Genomic DNA, 15934 nt, shown 5'->3' with positions numbered 1-15934 from the left:
CTGTATGACCTAAGTTACATCACGATGCGCCCCAATGTGAATAGCGGCGTATCTTTTTGTTAACAGGGTAACCTGATATGGTGGATATCACACTTTTGTGCGAGATGATTGGCCTGCTGGCTGGGTGGCACCGGCGTCCGCCCGAAGAGGTGGGGGAGATCAGCACAGAATGGTTTGAGCGGCGTATTATTCCCTGACAACAACCGAGTAGCGGTACCAGTTTGGTGTGAAATATTTCAAATTGCGCCATGGTGGGTCTAAGGTTAGGCCATAAACGCTCCTCATGATCGGGCAGAGTCACCTGGCGTGAGGACCACCGATATTGTGAAGCGAAGTGATTGTTGTGGCACATCAGTCCACCCGGCGCCACCGAGCGGGCACCCTCGCTTGCCTGGGTGTCGCCTTGTCTCTCGTGGTTTCCGGATGCGGTCCGCAAGACGAAACTCCGGTGCTGACCTGGTACACCAACCCCGATGACGGCGGACAAGCCGAACTGGCCCAACAGTGTACCGCCGAAGCTAACGGCGCCTACCGCATCGAAACCTCGATGCTACCGCGTGATGCCTCTTCGCAACGCGAGCAACTCACCCGACGGCTGGCCGCCGGCGACTCCACCATGGACATCATGAGTCTGGACCCGCCGTATCTGCCTGAGTTGTCCGAACCAGGGTTCTTGGCTCCGGTACCAGATGACGTGGCCGAGCGAACCACCCACGATACCCTCGACGGTGCGCTGGAAGGCGCGACGTGGAAAGACCAGCTCATGGGCGTCCCATTCTGGGCCAACACCCAGCTGCTGTGGTACCGCAAATCCGTGGTTGAAGAAGCCGGACTGGACATGGATGAACCGGTCACCTGGGATCAACTCATCGAGGTGGCTCGTGATCAGGACAAATTCCTAGCAGTCCACGGCGCACAAGCCGAGTCGATGACGGTCTGGGTCAACGCCATGATGGAATCCGGTGGTGAACAGATCGTGGAGAACCCTGAAGCTTCGGTGGAAGATACGGAAATTGGTCTGGACTCTGAGGCAGGTCGCAAGGCTGCCGAGATCGTCGGCACGATCGGGTCCGAAGGCCTGGGAAGCCCTGGGCTACCAACCCAAGCCGAGAACGAAGCCATGTTGGTCTTTCAGCAAGACCGTGGCTCCTTTATGGTCAACTGGCCGTTTATCTGGCCGGCCACCCAGTCTGCAGTGGAAGAAGGCCAGTTCGACGAGTCGCTACTCGACGATATTGGTTGGACCACATACCCGCGCACCTTCGCTGATCAGCAAGCCACCCCACCCACTGGAGGCATCAACCTCGGTGTAGGTGCCGAATCAGAACACCAGGAGTTGGCTTGGGACGCCATTGAGTGCATCGTGAGTCCCGAGAACCAAGCCGAATACTTCATCAGCAACGGCAACCCGCCGGCCTCGGCGTCGGCTTATGACTACCCGGGCATCGATGAACAGTACCCGATGAAAGACGCCATCCGGGATTCTCTGGACATCGCAGCCCCACGTCCACAGACCCCGTACTACAACGAGGTCTCGACCGCCATCCAGCAAGAATTCACACCACCGTCTGAGGTGAGCGAAGAGACCGCGGGACGTACCGGGAACTTCATCACCGAAGTACTTCGAGGCGAGGCGTTATTGTGAGCTCAGCTACTCCTACTCAACAAGCCCCAGAACCCGGCCGGCCGACGACAAACGCGCCGGCACCAGGGAAACAGAAACGGTCCCAACGCTCAAAATCCGAAGCCCGTCTCGGATGGTTCTTGGCCGGACCGGCTTTCTTCATCATGGTGCTGGTGATCTTCTACCCGTTGCTCCAAGCGGTGTGGGACTCGCTGTTCTCCTACCGTCTGACCGCACCCGATGACCGTGCCTTCGTCGGATTGGGTAACTATGCCACAGTGCTTACCGATGCGGTGTTCTGGCGGGACCTAGGAGTCACCGTACTGATCACGGTGGTGACGGTGTTGGTGGAGTTGGTATTGGGCTTCGCGCTCGCACTGGTGATGCATAAGGCCATACGCGGGACCCGTGGTTTCGTCCGCACCGTGATTCTGATTCCTTATGGGCTGGTTACCGTAGTGTCGGCCTACGCCTGGTACTACATGTTCTCCTCCGACTCGGGATACATGAACTCGTGGCTGGACTTTCTGCCTGGAGTCGATGAAAACCTGAACTGGTTTGCCCAGGCCGGTACCGCACTCACAGTGATCATGTTGTCCGAAATCTGGAAAACCACGCCGTTCATATCGCTGCTGCTCTTGGCCGGGCTTGCCCAGGTGCCTCAGGAACTGGAGGAAGCTGCTGCGGTTGACGGCGCCAATTGGTTCCAGCGACTCTGGCGAGTCATCATCCCCAATATGAAGGCTTCCATCATGGTGGCCGTGCTGTTCCGCGCGCTGGATGCCTTCCGCATCTTCGATGCGGTCTTCATCATGACGCAGGGCGCCTACGGCACCGAGGTGCTCAGTCTGTTGGCTTATCGCACGTCGATCGGACGACTCGAAATTGGTTTGGGATCTGCTGTCTCGGTACTGCTGTTCTTGGCAGTCGCACTGATTGCCTTGGTCTCTATTAAGATCTTCAAAGTCGATCTGACCGGTCAAGGAGGATCCAAGAAATGAGCACCACGGTTCGCAACACTGGTGAGGCTACCTCCATGGAGGCCACCGCGGAGAAAGCCAAACGTCGCGGTTTATGGATCAAGGTCGGTTGGATCGTGCTGGTTGGATTTGTCACCCTATGGTGCCTGTTCCCGGTCGCCTCGATCTTGGCCACCAGCTTTAAGACCCCGGCGGATTTGTCCAACCGCAATTTCCTGCCCACCAACTTGTCCCTGGTCAACTACGAAGAAATCATCGTGGGTGACTCCCGTGAGCTCTTCCTCTCCGCCTTGTGGAACTCCATCGGCATTTCGGTGATCGCCACCGCGATCGCCGTCGTGTTAGCCACTATCGCCGCCTATGCCATCGCGCGACTGGAATTTCCCGGCAAAAGGATTGTGCTCGGGGTGTCCCTGATGGTCTCGATGTTCCCGGTGATCTCTTTGGTCACACCACTATTCAATATGTGGCGGACCGTCGGTCTCTACGACACTTGGCTCGGGTTGATTATTCCCTACCTGTCGCTGACGCTGCCGATCTCAATCTGGACACTTGCGGCGTTCTTTCAGCAGATCCCCTGGGAGCTGGAAAAAGCCGCCCAGGTCGATGGCGCCACCCCATTCCAGGCCTTCCGCAAAGTCATTGTGCCGTTGGCTGCCCCCGGAGTGTTCACCACCGCGATCATCGCGTTCTTTATCGCCTGGAACGATTTCGTCTACGGCATGTCCTTGACCTCGACCGAATCTGCTCGTACCGTACCGGCGGCGCTCGCCTTCTTCTCGGGCGCCTCCCAGTTCGAGGACCCCACTGGTGCGATCTCCGCCGCGGCGATAGTGGTCACCATTCCGATCATTATTATCGTGGTGCTCTTCCAGCGCCAGATTGTCTCGGGCCTGACCAGCGGTGCGGTGAAGGGCTAGTCCAGCGCCGGCCCCGGCGGTAGCATGACAGAACATCCAACCAATAGATAGGACACCAGCAGGATCATGGCATCGATTACTCTGGACCAGATAGTCAAACACTACGACGACGGATTCCCCGCCATTAAAGGCGTCTCTTTGGAGATCTCGGACGGAGAATTCGTGATCCTTGTCGGTCCATCCGGTTGCGGCAAGTCGACCTTGTTGCGGATGATCGTGGGACTGGAAGACATCACCGCCGGCGACCTGTACATCGACGGTCAGCGCGTCAATGAAGATGCGCCCAAAGACCGCAACCTGGCCATGGTGTTCCAGAATTACGCGCTCTATCCGCATCTGAGCGTCTTCGAAAATATTGCTTTCCCCCTTCGTCTGGCTAAAGCCAGCGATGCTGAGGTGACCGAAAAAGTCACGGAGGCCGCTAAACTTTTGGAGCTTACCGAACATTTGGAGCGCAAGCCCGCCAACCTCTCCGGCGGTCAGCGTCAGCGCGTGGCCATGGGGCGCGCTATCGTCCGGGATGCCGACGCGTTCCTGTTTGACGAGCCACTGTCAAACCTCGATGCCAAGTTGCGTGGTCAGATGCGGGCTGAAATCTCTCAGCTCCAGCGGCGTCTCGGAGTGACTTCGGTCTACGTCACTCACGACCAGACCGAAGCGATGACCCTGGGCGATCGGGTCGCGGTGTTGAAAAAAGGTGAACTTCAGCAGGTGGGCTCGCCCCGTGAGCTCTATGAACAACCGCTGAACCTCTTCGTAGCCGGATTCATCGGTTCCCCGTCCATGAGCTTCTTACCTGCCACGCTGAAAGATACAGAGGATGGTCCGGTGCTGTCCTCGCCGGTGGCCGATATCCCGGCAACCGAACGACTGCGCCAGGCAGCATCTGGTCGCGATATCGTCTTGGTGGGGTTGCGCCCTGAATTCTTCGAAGACGCCAGCCTGGTTGATGAACGCAAACTCGACAACGGTTCGGTGTTCTCCGCCGATATCAGCCACGTGGAGTGGCTGGGCTCAGAACAGTATGGATACATTCCTTTCGAACAAGATCCGCGCGTGGCAGGACACCTAGACCAGCTGGCCAGCGAGCTGGATGCCGATGAGCTACGTCCCCAGATCGTGGCCACGCTGTCTTCTGAGTCGCTGGTCCGCCCCGGGCAGAGCAAGAAATTGTGGCTCGATTCTTCCCGAATCCACATCTTCGACCCGGAAACCGGGGAAAACCTGACACGTGACGCTGAACGTGGGCAGGAGCTGACGCGGCTTAAGGCCGAAGAACGGGCTCGCGAAATGGAGCTCGCCCGCTCTGAGCAACCGCACTAACGGTCAAGGTGGCTTTGGTTTTCGGGAGCGTCTTGATGTTGGGCGGCTAACTTCACGTAGATCTCCCAATTGCGTTGTAGCTGGGCCACTTCTTCGTCGCTCAGCTCCCGGCGCACCTTGGCCGGAACACCAGCGACAAGTGACCGGGGCGGAATAACGGTGCCCTCAGTCACCAGGGCACCGGCAGCAATCAACGACTGCTCACCAATCACCGAACCATTCATCACGGTCGCTGACATCCCGATCAAACATTCGGTCTCAACGGTGGCCCCGTGGATCACCGCGGAGTGTCCTACCGAAACGTTGTCGGCAATGGTGCACGGAAAACCCGCGTCGGCGTGCAAGACGACGTTATCTTGGAGGTTGGTATTGCGCCCCACACGGATCGGTGCCGTATCTCCACGAACGGAGACGCCGTAGAAGGCCGAAGAGTTCTCCTCCATCGCTACATCTCCGCTGAGAGTCGCGGTTGGGGCCAAGAAAACGGTGGAATCAATTCTCGGGCGTGCGCCCGCAATCGTCACAATGTGTGCCATAACACCATCTTAACGGGTGGGCCGGCGGTTGTCTGCCGGCGGGACTACTCGAAAATCACCGTGCGACGTCCATCCAACAGCACTCGGTGTTCAGCGTGCCATTGAACAGCTTGCGCTAACGTGGCCCCCTCCACAGAGCGGCCGCGGTCGACAAAATCGCCTGCGGTGAGTCCGTGGTTAACCCGGTGGACGCGTTGTTCAATGATCGGGCCTTCATCCAGGTCCGCGGTCACGTAGTGTGCGGTGGCACCAATCAGCTTCACACCCCGAGCGTGGGCCTGGTGATAAGGCTTGGCACCCTTGAAGGAGGGTAAGAAGGAGTGGTGAATGTTGATTGCCTTGCCTTCGAGCTTCTGCACCAGCTCATCGGAGAGAATCTGCATGTACCGTGCTAGCACCACCAGTTCCACGTTGTATTCGTCGACCAGTTGCATCAGGCGGGCTTCGGCATCGGCCTTGTTGTCGGTACCATCGGCGTTTTTCACCAGCGGGATATGTACGAAGGGGATGTCGTAGAAGTATGCCATCGGCTGCAGGTCGAGGTGATTGGACACGATGACTGGGACATCGATCGGCAAGGTCCCGGCGCGCTGCTGGAAGAGTAGCTCGTTCAGTGTTCGGCCGTCTTTGGAGCACATGATGATGGTCTTGGTCCGTCCGTTGGCGTCCCAGACATTCAGGTCCATAGAGAATTCTTCACGGACCTGGTCGAATACCGGGTCAGCTTCGTCCCGCCTGTAGGGGGATGTGAAGGTCACCCGCATAAAAAAGGTCCCCGTGTCTGGTGAGCCGAATTGCTGTGATTCGGTGATGTCACCTTCTAACTCGAGCAGACAGCCGGTGATCGCATGCACGATTCCGGGTTGATTGGCACATGACAGGGTCACGACCAGACGGTGCTCAGCGGCGGTATTGGCGGGCATTCAAATCCTTATCATCGTCAGGTGCGCTCGGCGCAGCACTGTGTGTGGCGAACAAACGGTTCGGTCGGTGTCAATCCTACGCTCCGAGGAGACTTTGACCCGCGGGTGTCGTACGTTTGACTTTCCTGTGAAAGTGGTGAGGTGGTTAATCGCGGCTATTGTAGTGGCCGCTGTCGTTGCGGCCGGCGTCGTGGTCACTCAGCCAGCTATGGCGATGATGCAACGAGTCGAGGGGAAACTTTCAGCTGGAGAATCAATGACGAGTCGCCAGGCCGGGCCCCCCTTGGGCCACAATCTGTTGATTGCTGGGGAGGTCCCGAATGCCAACGACGGCATCTTCCACAGTGCTCGCACATTGTCGAATGATGAGTTTGAACGCTACTTCAGTGGTCAAGAAGGCAACGTCTCAATTACCGGGCCTGACGGTGATGTTAACACCGTGACGAACCGCTACACACCGGGATCGTCCGTCAATATCGCGAACGGAACGGGCTATCTGGACCCCAGTAACGAACTCTGGTCCCGTCCAATGGGAGGGTAGCTTCACCGTGACGTTTTACTCCGGCATGGTCTACTTCACCAACCACGATCGGGTTCTCACCTGGGAGAATGGCCACGGCGCAGTCACTGCTGATATGACCGTTTTCGGGTCAGCTATTGATGATTTCTCCAAGGGGGAGGTGCGGGAACGAGGTGCTGGAACGCGCCGATGATGTGGACATCGCAACTTTCCGCAACGGCGCCATGGATCTGGCGGACGACGGGTTCTCCGTGACTCCCGATTTCCAGGGCGTCGCGGTGGAGAACGTCGCGACACCGCACAAGCGAGACGGAAACACCTGGGGGACTTTCCCGCAGAAGTTCGTGGATTTCGTCGAAAAGACCAGTTGGGAGCTTACTGGTACAGCTCTGGCGACGCTGCTGACCCGAAGAAGCCACCGAAGGCTATCTCGGTGTCCCGCACGCTCTCCACTGTAGAAGATGATGCCCTGTTTGCGGCGCCCAGCCTGCAGGTCAAAGACGTGACAGATACCAGTGCGGTGGCGACATGGTCGACCGCTTACGGCGCTACTGGGTATGAGGCTCAATACGGTGCGTCTGGTGAGCAGCGATGGTCTGAGCTAGCCGTTGCGCAGGACAACACGGCCAAAGTCACCGACCTAAAGCCCAAGACACCATACGTGAGGCGCGTTCGTTCGCTGGCCGGTGGAAACTCCACAGCATGGAATACCAAGACCTTCACCCCGGAAGCGAAGAACGACGGAGTTGCGCACCGGATTACTAAGGCTGAGGCCACCGATGGTCTCAGCCTTGAACTGACTCAGCCCGGTTTGTCGCTTGATGATTTACCGGCGCCGACCGGACGCATGAAGATCGCGATGCTCATGGGTATTTTTTCTCGGCCGGTCTCCCATGCCCCGCTGTCGACCGCGGACACATTGACCTACGGCATGCAGACACCCAATCAGAAGCAACAGCGCTCCACCCTGAGCGTTCCGGCGGATCTCTGGTGAATACTGGGTGGCCGCCCGGGCCGGTGTGGGGAAGCTGACCCCCGACACGGTGAGCTATCAGGCCAAAATCGAGCTCACGGACGAACAGGGTGAGGCCCTGTTTGCGGAGCAGGCGGCGGATTGAGCCACGGTCCCTGAGAACCTGACGGTAGACGGCGTGTTTGATGTTCGGGCCACGATCAGCTGTGGCAAAAATGAGCGTCGCAGTGACCTGGTGGAAATCAAGAAGGTAGCTGAGCCAGACTCCGTACTGGTAAGAGTGCACGCCGGGTTGTTGTTGCAGAAGCCGATACATCCCACTACACGTTGAGCCGGCTAGAGCCGGACACAGAGTACACCGCAAACGTTTACCTGCGTTTTGTGTGAGACCCACGATTTACCGGTAAGGGTACAGATATCACTTTCAAGACTGCTACCGAGCCTGGCTCTCCGTCTTCCGTTGAGTCTGCCCAGCCTGGTGAAACTCTGTCACCAACGGCTGGTGCTGAGAACAGCGACGATGCCAACGCTGAGGGCAGTGATTCAGTGAGCGATCAAAGCAACGATCAGGCACCGGATCACCTCAGCGATCAGGTTGCTCAAAGTGCGGAGGATAGCTCCCAGGACGTCGAAATCAGTATCGAGATGCCAGATATTCCCGGGGTCTCAGAACCCAGCCAGAGTGCACCGGCGGAGACCACCGCGCCCGGCGCCGATTTCTCTGAATCACAAATGCCAGAGCCGCCGCAACGCCCCTCGATTGATGTCGGCACTGAAGGGTCTGCGAGCGAGAGCCCTGCCCACGACAGTGCAGGCGATCATCAGCACCTCGCGTTGACTGTCGACCCAACACAGACTCCTGCCGGAAGCGCTGTCACCTTGGGTGGTCTGGAATCACTGGCTGGCCAACAGGTCGATGCGTGGTTCCATTCGGGTCCGACCCAGGCTACCTCGGACTCGGGCTCTACCAGTCAGCAGCCGGGTGGGGACCAGACAACGACTGCCTCAAGGCTGGATAACGGGTCGGTCGTCAGCCAGGCGCGCGGTAGTGCTGAAGCCAGCGATGAGCACGAGGCCTCGGCAGGGTCCTCTCTGGCCAAGACCGGTGCAACCGCCAGCGGGTTGGTCCTGTTGGCTGGTGCCTTGGTGGGCTGTGGATGGCTGTTGAGACGCAGACACGCTCATCAACACTAGGTTGATCTTAGGGCCGTGTCGATCAGAGGCCAGACAGCAAAAGTCCCGGTTCGGGAACCTCACGGGAGGCCCCGAGCCGGGACTTTATCATTATTCCAGGTGGGGTGGAAACTTATCGACCGAGACTAGCCACGAACCTTCTTCTCGATGGCTTCGCCGACTGTCTGGTCAATGTTCTTCCAGTACTCGATGGCGTTGGAGACCACCGGCTCAATGACCTGGCTGAGATCACCGGAGACGGTGTCTACCAGGTCGTCGCGCTCCTGCTGGCTGAAGACCTCGCGCACCATGGCACCGGGCTGACTAAAGTCATCGTCGTCCTCACGCAAGGTGTAGGCCTGACGAACCAGCTCGCCATCGGCCTCCCACGAGCTAGGCACAACGCCTTCTTCATCGGAGTAAGAATCCTCGAAGGAGTTCGGCACGTAGTAGGAGCGGGCACCGGTGTGCTCGTACCACATATTTCCCTCGAAGTTGTAGGTGTGGACCGGAACGATCGGCTTGTTAACCGGTAGCTGTTGGAAATTGGTACCGATGCGGTAGCGCTGTGCGTCAGCGTAAGCGAAGTTACGGCCCAGCAACATCTTGTCGGGTGACATTCCCATACCGGGAACCATGTTCGCCGGGGAGAAGGCAGCCTGCTCGATCTGTGCGAAGAAGTTCTCCGGGTTACGGTTCAGCTCCATCACACCAACCTTGATGCGGGGGTAGTCCTTCTTCGACCACACCTTGGTCAGGTCGAAGGGGTTCACGCGGTAGGTTTTGGCGTCTTCATAGGGCATGACCTGAACGTAGAGGTCCCACTTCGGGAAGTTACCTTCGTCGATGGCTTCCATCAGGTCGCGACGGTGGAACTCAGCGTCCTCACCGGCCAATTGCTGGGCCTCTTCGTTGGACAGGTACTCCACGCCCTGCTGGGAGATGAAGTGGTACTTCACCCAGAACTTCTCGCCGGCTTCGTTATACCACAGGTAGGTGTGGGAGCCGTAGCCGTTCATGTTGCGCCACGACTTCGGCAAACCACGCGGTCCCATCAGGTAGGTGACCTGGTGTGCGGACTCGGGATTCTGAGTCCAGAAGTCCCACTGCATCGTTTTATCACGCAGGCCGCTGTCCGGCAGACGCTTCTGGGAACGAATGAAGTGCGGGAACTTCATGGGGTCGCGCACGAAGAAGATCGGAGTGTTGTTACCAACCAGGTCGAAGTTACCGTCTTCGGTATAGAACTTCAGCGCGAAGCCACGAACGTCACGCCAGGTGTCGGGAGAGCCCAACTCACCGGCGACGGTGGAAAAACGGGCCAGCATTTCGGTTTCAGCACCGGGCTGAAAGACCTTGGCCTTGGTGTACTTCGAGACATCTTCGGTCACGGTGAACTTACCGAAAGCGCCGGAACCCTTAGCGTGCGGGCGACGCTCGGGAACGTTCATCCGGTTGAAGTGTGCCAGAGTCTCGACCAGGTGGTGGTCGTGCAGGACAATCGGACCATCGGGGCCAACGGTCAGCGAGTTCCGGTCACTCACGGCAGGAATACCTGCCTGGGTGGTGGAACCACCGGGATTGACGTTCTTGGAATCAGCCATGTCAATACTCCTTGAAATAGTGGGGTGGATAGTAGGGGCAGGAAATCATTCGGGTGCGGTTTCGTTGTTCTGTGACCGTGATGCAACCGCAGACGCTGGGTCGAGAACTTCAGGTTCGGCCTGTTGAGCTGCGCACTCAGTGCAGATCCCGTGGTAGACCACGTGGGCCACGGTGATCTTCATCCCGTGGTAGCCCTCCGGGTGCATACATGGGGCATGGCCGACCGCGCAACTGACATCATCGATGCGACCGCACTCCGTGCAGACCACGTGGTGATGGTTGTCGTTGAGTTCGGGTTCGTAACGGGCGGGGGAATTTGGCAATTCCAGCTTACGGAGCAGGCCAACATGAACCAACGAGTGGATCACGGTGTAAATCGATTGGACCGTGATACCTGGCAGAGTGCGTCGGACCATGTCTAAGACGTTGTCGGCCGTTTGATGGGGTGTGGCCTCAAGAGCTTCCAACACCGCAAGGCGCTGTTTGGTGACTCGAAGCCCGGCCTCGCGAAGTTCAGGACGCCAGTCATGCGACACCGGGGCTTGAAGCGTCCCCGGAGCATCATGAGGTCGGTGTCCATGCTCTGCGATCATGTTTCTAGTCTCCCAATTTTGAATGACTCAGAAAAGTGAGGTGCACCTAAGCATGAATGATTCAAAATAACCGTTTCTCATGGGTTGGAGTGACCCCTGAAACTGATGTCATCGACAGCGTAGCTGGGGTGCGAAGCCAGCTAGGATAGAAGCGGTTGCACACTGCGTAGGTGGCCACACCAGCGGAAAGTGACCAGCACTAGCTGTGCGAGGTGTGATCTGCCAGGCGTTTTTTTCGTCAGGTACGTTGCACTGTGTCACCGCTACTGCGCTGAGATAGAGCGGGTGATGGAGCCGTTCACCAGGGTTCCGCACTCCTGAAACGAACGTGCGCAACGAGTCGCGCACCCGTGAGACCACCTTGCCGGTGGCTGACGGCCCACGATTGTGAAGGATCACGATGACAGAGCAGAATTCGCTCAACACCCAACCTCTAGCAGAGCTCGACCCCGAAATTGCTACCGCCATTAACGATGAATTAGGCCGGCAGCGTAACACCCTCGAAATGATCGCATCGGAGAACTTTGTTCCGCGGGCCATCCTGGAAACTCAGGGTTCGGTATTGACCAATAAGTACGCCGAGGGTTATCCGGGGAAGCGCTACTACGGTGGGTGTGAATTCGTCGATGTCGCTGAGAACCTGGCGATTGATCGGGCTAAGAGCTTGTTTTCTGCCGAACACGCCAATGTTCAGCCCCACTCTGGAGCTCAAGCCAACGTGGCCGTCATGCAGGCACTGATGGACCACGGTGACACCATGCAGGGCCTATCGTTGGCTCATGGTGGTCACCTGACCCACGGGATGAAGATCAATTTCTCTGGACGCAACCACCGCGTGGTCGCCTACGAAGTAGACCCAGATACCTACCGCATCGATATGGACCAGGTGCGCGAGCAGGCCAAGGCCGAACGCCCCGCGGTGATCGTCGCCGGCTGGTCGGCTTACCCGCGTCAACTGGACTTCGAAGCCTTCCGGTCGATCGCCGACGAGGTTGACGCCAAACTGTGGGTCGATATGGCACACTTTGCCGGTTTGGTTGCCGCCGGTTTGCACCCCAACCCGGTGCCCTACGCTGATGTGGTCACCTCCACCGTGCACAAGACCCTGGCCGGCCCCCGTTCTGGCTTCATTCTCTCCACCGCGGATTTGGCCAAGAAGATCAACTCCTCGGTCTTCCCGGGTCAGCAGGGTGGTCCGTTGATGCACGCCATTGCCGGTAAGGCTGTGGCCTTTAAGATCGCTGGTACGGAAGAATTCGCCGAGCGCCAGAAGCGCACACTGGAAGGCGCGAACATTCTGGCCGAACGTCTCAGCGCCTCAGATGTGGCTGAGCACGGTGTTTCTGTGCTCACCGGTGGTACCGACGTCCACCTGGTGCTGGTGGACCTGCGCAACTCGGCCATGGACGGTCAGCAGGCGGAGGACTTGTTGCACCGCGCCGGCATTACTGTCAACCGCAACGCTGTGCCGTGGGATCCGCGTCCGCCGCGGGTCACCTCCGGCCTGCGCATTGGTACCCCTGCACTGGCCACCCGCGGATTCGGCGCTACCGAGTTCGAAGAAGTTGCCGATATCATCGCAACCGCCCTGAAACCTGGTGCCGATGAAGAGCAGCTACGTGCTCGCGTGGTCAAGCTGACCGAGAACTTTCCGCTGTACTCGGGACTGGAAAACTGGTAACGACGCTGCCGGAGGAGACTTCATTTCATGACGGCTCAGAAACTTGATGGCCGAGCTACAGCGGCTGCCATCAAAGAAGACCTGAAAAACCGCGTGGCAACTCTGCGTGAGCGGGGCAGGACACCGGGGCTTGCGACTGTGCTGGTCGGCAATGATCCAGCGTCACAATCCTATGTGGCTGGTAAGCACCGTGACTGCGCTGAGGTGGGCATTAACTCCATTCAGAAGCAACTGCCTGCAGATGCCACCCAGGATCAGGTGTTGGCTGTGGTGGAAGAACTCAATCAGGACCCCAACTGTACCGGGTACATTGTGCAATTGCCCTTGCCTGCGCACATTGACACCCAAGCTGTGCTGGAGGCGATTGATCCGAGTAAAGATGCCGACGGATTGCACCCCATGAACCTGGGGGCACTGGTTGCCTCGGCCTCAGCGGAGCTGAACTCTCCTCTGCCATGTACGCCTAAAGGGTGCGTGGATTTGCTCAAGCACTACGGCATTGACCTAGCCGGCAAGCACGTTGTGGTGATTGGTCGCGGGGTGACCATCGGTCGCCCCGCGGGCCTGGTACTGACTCGTAAAGATGTCAACGCCACGGTGACCCTCGCTCATACCGGCACCACCAATCTCGATGAGCTACTTGGCCAAGCCGATGTGATCATTGCAGCTGCGGGATCCCCGCATATGGTCACCGCCGACAAAGTCAAAGACGGTGTGATCGTGCTGGATGTGGGCGTCACGCGCGCCGTCGGTGAGGATGGCAAGGCCAAAATTACCGGAGACATTGACCCTGCTGTGGCAGAAAAAGCCTCGTGGATGGCGCCCAATCCCGGTGGCGTGGGACCCATGACCCGGGTTGAGTTAGTCTCCAACGTGGTGGAAGCTGCCGAACGAGCCGTGGCCAACGCCGGCTAATCACGGGGACCGTCGAAGGTATCTAACACCTTCGACATAGCCTGCCGAATAGTACGCTGTTCGTCCTCCGTGAGCACGTCCAGGAAGTGCTTTTTCACCGTGGAACGATGATCAGCTAGCACACTGGTATACACTTGTGCGCCGAGTTCGGTAATTTGGGCCACCACTGCCCGCTCGTTATCTGCGTTGCTTGCCCGTTGCACCATTCCACACTTCTCTAGTTGAGAGATCTGGTAGGTCATCCCCGAGCGCGAATGCGCCAAATAATCAGCCAGGGTATGCATACGCAAGCCCTCCGGGTGGCGATTGAGCCGATCCAGAATATGAAACTGTACCCGCGTGAGCTCGTGGTTCTCCTGCATGAGGCGTTCTGTTTGACGCCTCAAATAGGCGGCCGCGGTCATCAACGCGGTGTAGGTCTGTACCTGGTCATCGGACAGATCATGAGCGGGCATCATGAGGCTATCCTACGAGCTTTCCGCGCTGAGTTTGAATTCGAATTAGCGGGTGTTACAGTAGCCTGAGCGGAAGAGAGTTCGAAATCGAACTGACGGTGAGGTTTCCTGTTCAGGAGTTTGGGTGAGTACTGCCAGTAGCCAGCACAGATCGGCCGAGGATTCCGGGACGACTTCGGTCATCATGGTCTTTATCGGCCTGATGATTACCATGCTGTTGGCTTCGATGAACCAGACGGTTCTCTCCACCGCTCTACCCACCATCGTCGGTGAACTCGGTGGCGTTGACCAGATGACCTGGGTGATCACCAGCTACATTCTTGCCACCACTATTGCCATGCCTATCTTTGGGCAGATTTCCGATATTTTTGGCCGAAAACCCCTGCTGTTTTTTGCGATTGGGTTGTTTGTGGCCGGTTCCCTGGTCGGTGGTTTAGCGCAAAGTATTGAGTGGCTGATCGTTTCCCGCACGGTCCAAGGTATCGGCGGTGGCGGATTGATTATTCTCTCCCAAGCAGCCATCGCAGATGTGGTCCCAGCCCGACAACGCGGTAAGTACATGGGGCTGATGGGGGCAGTTTTTGCCCTGTCCTCGGTAGTAGGCCCCTTGCTGGGCGGTTGGTTTACCGAAGGTCCCGGCTGGCGTTGGGCTTTCTGGATCAACCCGCCGCTGGGACTGGTAGCGGTCCTTGCTGTGGCCTTCTTTATGCGCCTGCCCCGCCACGAACACGCCCGTTACGTGAAACTGGATTATTTGGGCATGACCGTGATGGCCACCGCCACCACCTGTCTGGTGCTGGTGATCACCTGGGGTGGACACCAATACGCCTGGAACTCACCGACCATCCTGGGGCTGATCGGTGCAGTGGTAGTACTTGCCGTCGCATTTATCTGGATCGAAGCCAAGGCCACTGAACCGGTCATCCCGCTGTCGCTGTTTAAGGAACCGAATTTCGTCTTGTCCTCCCTGGCCTCGCTGATGGTCGGGATTGCCATGTTTGGTGCCTTGGGGTATTTCCCCACGTATATTCAGATGGTCACCGGCGTCAACGCCACCCAGGCCGGACTGCTGATGGTCCCGCTCATGGGCTTCTTCCTGGCCAGTTCCATTGTGACCGGTATGCTGGTCTCACGCACCGGACGCTATAAGATCTTCCCACTGGTCGGAACCATCGTGATCATCCTTGGGCTCGTGTTGATGTCCGAGTTGCGTGTGGACTCACCGCTGTGGTGGCTGTGCACCACACTGGCGATCTTCGGTATCGGGCTGGGCATGTCGCTTCAAATTCTCACCCTGATTGTGCAAAACGCCTTCCCGCATTCCATGGTCGGAACCGCCACCGCCTCCACCAACTTCTTCCGACAAATTGGTGCCACCACCGGATCCTCCGTCGTCGGGTCACTGTTCGTTCAGAGACTCACGGCAGCATTGCAGGACCGACTCCCGGAACTTCTTTCTGGGGAGGTCGCCGGTGTTGACGGCGACGCGAACTCCTTGACCCCGGAGGCAGTCCACCAGCTACCCGCACACCTGCAAGATGCGATTGTGGTCTCGTATAACGACGCGCTGTTGCCGATTTATCTGTTTCTCACCCCACTAGTGGCTGTGGCCTTTATCGCTTTACTGTTCGTGCGCAAGACGCCGTTGGCCACCAGTGTTGACCACGATCAACCTGCTGAGGTGATTCACCGCACCGGTGGGTAGAGTCCGGC

General features: G+C 58.1%; 17 protein-coding genes. 12 read left to right on the top strand and 5 right to left on the bottom strand.

Annotated features, from left to right (window positions below):
* Window positions 1-343: 343 nt before the first annotated feature.
* From QDX22_RS06220 to QDX22_RS06205, 4 genes are all read left to right on the top strand, one after another.
* Entirely contained in the window at window positions 344-1645 is a 1302-nt protein-coding gene (locus QDX22_RS06220) for an extracellular solute-binding protein (RefSeq protein ID WP_183145637.1), read from the top strand.
* A complete protein-coding gene (locus tag QDX22_RS06215) occupies window positions 1642-2625 on the top strand; it encodes a carbohydrate ABC transporter permease (RefSeq protein ID WP_244924691.1) in 984 nt (327 codons plus the stop codon). Before QDX22_RS06220 ends, QDX22_RS06215 begins: the two co-directional genes overlap by 4 nt.
* A gap of 35 nt (window positions 2626-2660) precedes the next feature.
* Window positions 2661-3524 carry a carbohydrate ABC transporter permease gene (locus tag QDX22_RS06210; RefSeq protein WP_110099443.1) on the top strand — a complete coding sequence of 288 codons (864 nt, stop codon included), beginning with the start codon at window positions 2661-2663 and terminating at the stop codon, window positions 3522-3524.
* 66 nt (window positions 3525-3590) lie between these two features.
* The gene (locus tag QDX22_RS06205; RefSeq protein WP_279717640.1) at window positions 3591-4847 is read left to right on the top strand and encodes an ABC transporter ATP-binding protein; all 1257 of its coding nucleotides are present in this window, start codon (window positions 3591-3593) and stop codon (window positions 4845-4847) included.
* On the opposite strand, the gene QDX22_RS06200 is transcribed toward QDX22_RS06205, so the two are convergent.
* Together QDX22_RS06200 and QDX22_RS06195 are read right to left on the bottom strand one after the other, a co-directional pair.
* On the bottom strand, window positions 4844-5383 hold the full coding sequence (locus QDX22_RS06200; protein ID WP_110099391.1) for a gamma carbonic anhydrase family protein: 540 nt from the start codon (window positions 5381-5383) through the stop codon (window positions 4844-4846). The genes QDX22_RS06205 and QDX22_RS06200 overlap by 4 nt on opposite strands.
* A gap of 44 nt (window positions 5384-5427) precedes the next feature.
* Window positions 5428-6306 (bottom strand): formyltetrahydrofolate deformylase, encoded by an 879-nt coding sequence (locus QDX22_RS06195; protein WP_122549542.1) that lies wholly within the window; start codon window positions 6304-6306, stop codon window positions 5428-5430.
* 163 nt (window positions 6307-6469) lie between these two features.
* Here QDX22_RS06195 and QDX22_RS06190 point away from each other — a divergent pair, with 163 nt between their 5' ends.
* From QDX22_RS06190 to QDX22_RS06170, 5 genes are all read left to right on the top strand, one after another.
* The gene (locus QDX22_RS06190) at window positions 6470-6847 is read left to right on the top strand and encodes a hypothetical protein (protein ID WP_279717639.1); all 378 of its coding nucleotides are present in this window, start codon (window positions 6470-6472) and stop codon (window positions 6845-6847) included.
* A gap of 7 nt (window positions 6848-6854) precedes the next feature.
* Window positions 6855-7019, top strand: coding sequence for a hypothetical protein (locus tag QDX22_RS06185; RefSeq protein ID WP_166769891.1), 165 nt, complete (start codon window positions 6855-6857; stop codon window positions 7017-7019).
* Window positions 7000-7284 (top strand): hypothetical protein, encoded by a 285-nt coding sequence (locus QDX22_RS06180; RefSeq protein ID WP_166769890.1) that lies wholly within the window; start codon window positions 7000-7002, stop codon window positions 7282-7284. Before QDX22_RS06185 ends, QDX22_RS06180 begins: the two co-directional genes overlap by 20 nt.
* Window positions 7260-7820: a fibronectin type III domain-containing protein gene (locus tag QDX22_RS06175; protein WP_166769889.1), complete on the top strand. Its 561-nt coding sequence runs from the start codon at window positions 7260-7262 to the stop codon at window positions 7818-7820. Before QDX22_RS06180 ends, QDX22_RS06175 begins: the two co-directional genes overlap by 25 nt.
* A 525-nt stretch (window positions 7821-8345) precedes the next feature.
* Window positions 8346-8993 carry an LPXTG cell wall anchor domain-containing protein gene (locus tag QDX22_RS06170; RefSeq protein WP_122549539.1) on the top strand — a complete coding sequence of 216 codons (648 nt, stop codon included), beginning with the start codon at window positions 8346-8348 and terminating at the stop codon, window positions 8991-8993.
* A 125-nt stretch (window positions 8994-9118) separates the two neighbouring features.
* Here the strand turns inward: QDX22_RS06170 and QDX22_RS06165 are convergent, their stop codons facing one another.
* Together QDX22_RS06165 and QDX22_RS06160 are read right to left on the bottom strand one after the other, a co-directional pair.
* Window positions 9119-10576 carry a catalase gene (locus tag QDX22_RS06165; protein ID WP_110099388.1) on the bottom strand — a complete coding sequence of 486 codons (1458 nt, stop codon included), beginning with the start codon at window positions 10574-10576 and terminating at the stop codon, window positions 9119-9121.
* Window positions 10577-10621: 45 nt separating this feature from the next.
* On the bottom strand, window positions 10622-11170 hold the full coding sequence (locus QDX22_RS06160; protein WP_122549538.1) for a Fur family transcriptional regulator: 549 nt from the start codon (window positions 11168-11170) through the stop codon (window positions 10622-10624).
* A 400-nt stretch (window positions 11171-11570) separates the two neighbouring features.
* On the opposite strand from QDX22_RS06160, the gene glyA reads away from it, so the two are divergent.
* Window positions 11571-12851, top strand: a complete 1281-nt coding sequence (gene glyA, locus QDX22_RS06155) for a serine hydroxymethyltransferase (RefSeq protein WP_110099386.1) — start codon at window positions 11571-11573, stop codon at window positions 12849-12851.
* 27 nt (window positions 12852-12878) lie between these two features.
* Window positions 12879-13766, top strand: coding sequence for a bifunctional methylenetetrahydrofolate dehydrogenase/methenyltetrahydrofolate cyclohydrolase (locus tag QDX22_RS06150; protein ID WP_122549537.1), 888 nt, complete (start codon window positions 12879-12881; stop codon window positions 13764-13766).
* Here QDX22_RS06150 and QDX22_RS06145 read toward each other — a convergent pair.
* Window positions 13763-14224 (bottom strand): MarR family winged helix-turn-helix transcriptional regulator, encoded by a 462-nt coding sequence (locus QDX22_RS06145; protein ID WP_279717638.1) that lies wholly within the window; start codon window positions 14222-14224, stop codon window positions 13763-13765. The genes QDX22_RS06150 and QDX22_RS06145 overlap by 4 nt on opposite strands.
* 121 nt (window positions 14225-14345) lie before the next feature.
* Between QDX22_RS06145 and QDX22_RS06140 the strand changes: the two genes are divergently transcribed.
* Complete coding sequence (locus tag QDX22_RS06140) at window positions 14346-15926, top strand: MDR family MFS transporter (RefSeq protein WP_341771021.1); 1581 nt, start codon at window positions 14346-14348, stop codon at window positions 15924-15926.
* The last annotated feature ends 8 nt before the right edge of the window (window positions 15927-15934 follow it).

This window comes from Auritidibacter ignavus (assembly GCF_029853775.1).
Taxonomy (GTDB): Bacteria; Actinomycetota; Actinomycetes; order Actinomycetales; family Micrococcaceae; genus Auritidibacter; species Auritidibacter ignavus.
This window is presented reverse-complemented; position numbering and strand designations above follow the sequence as displayed.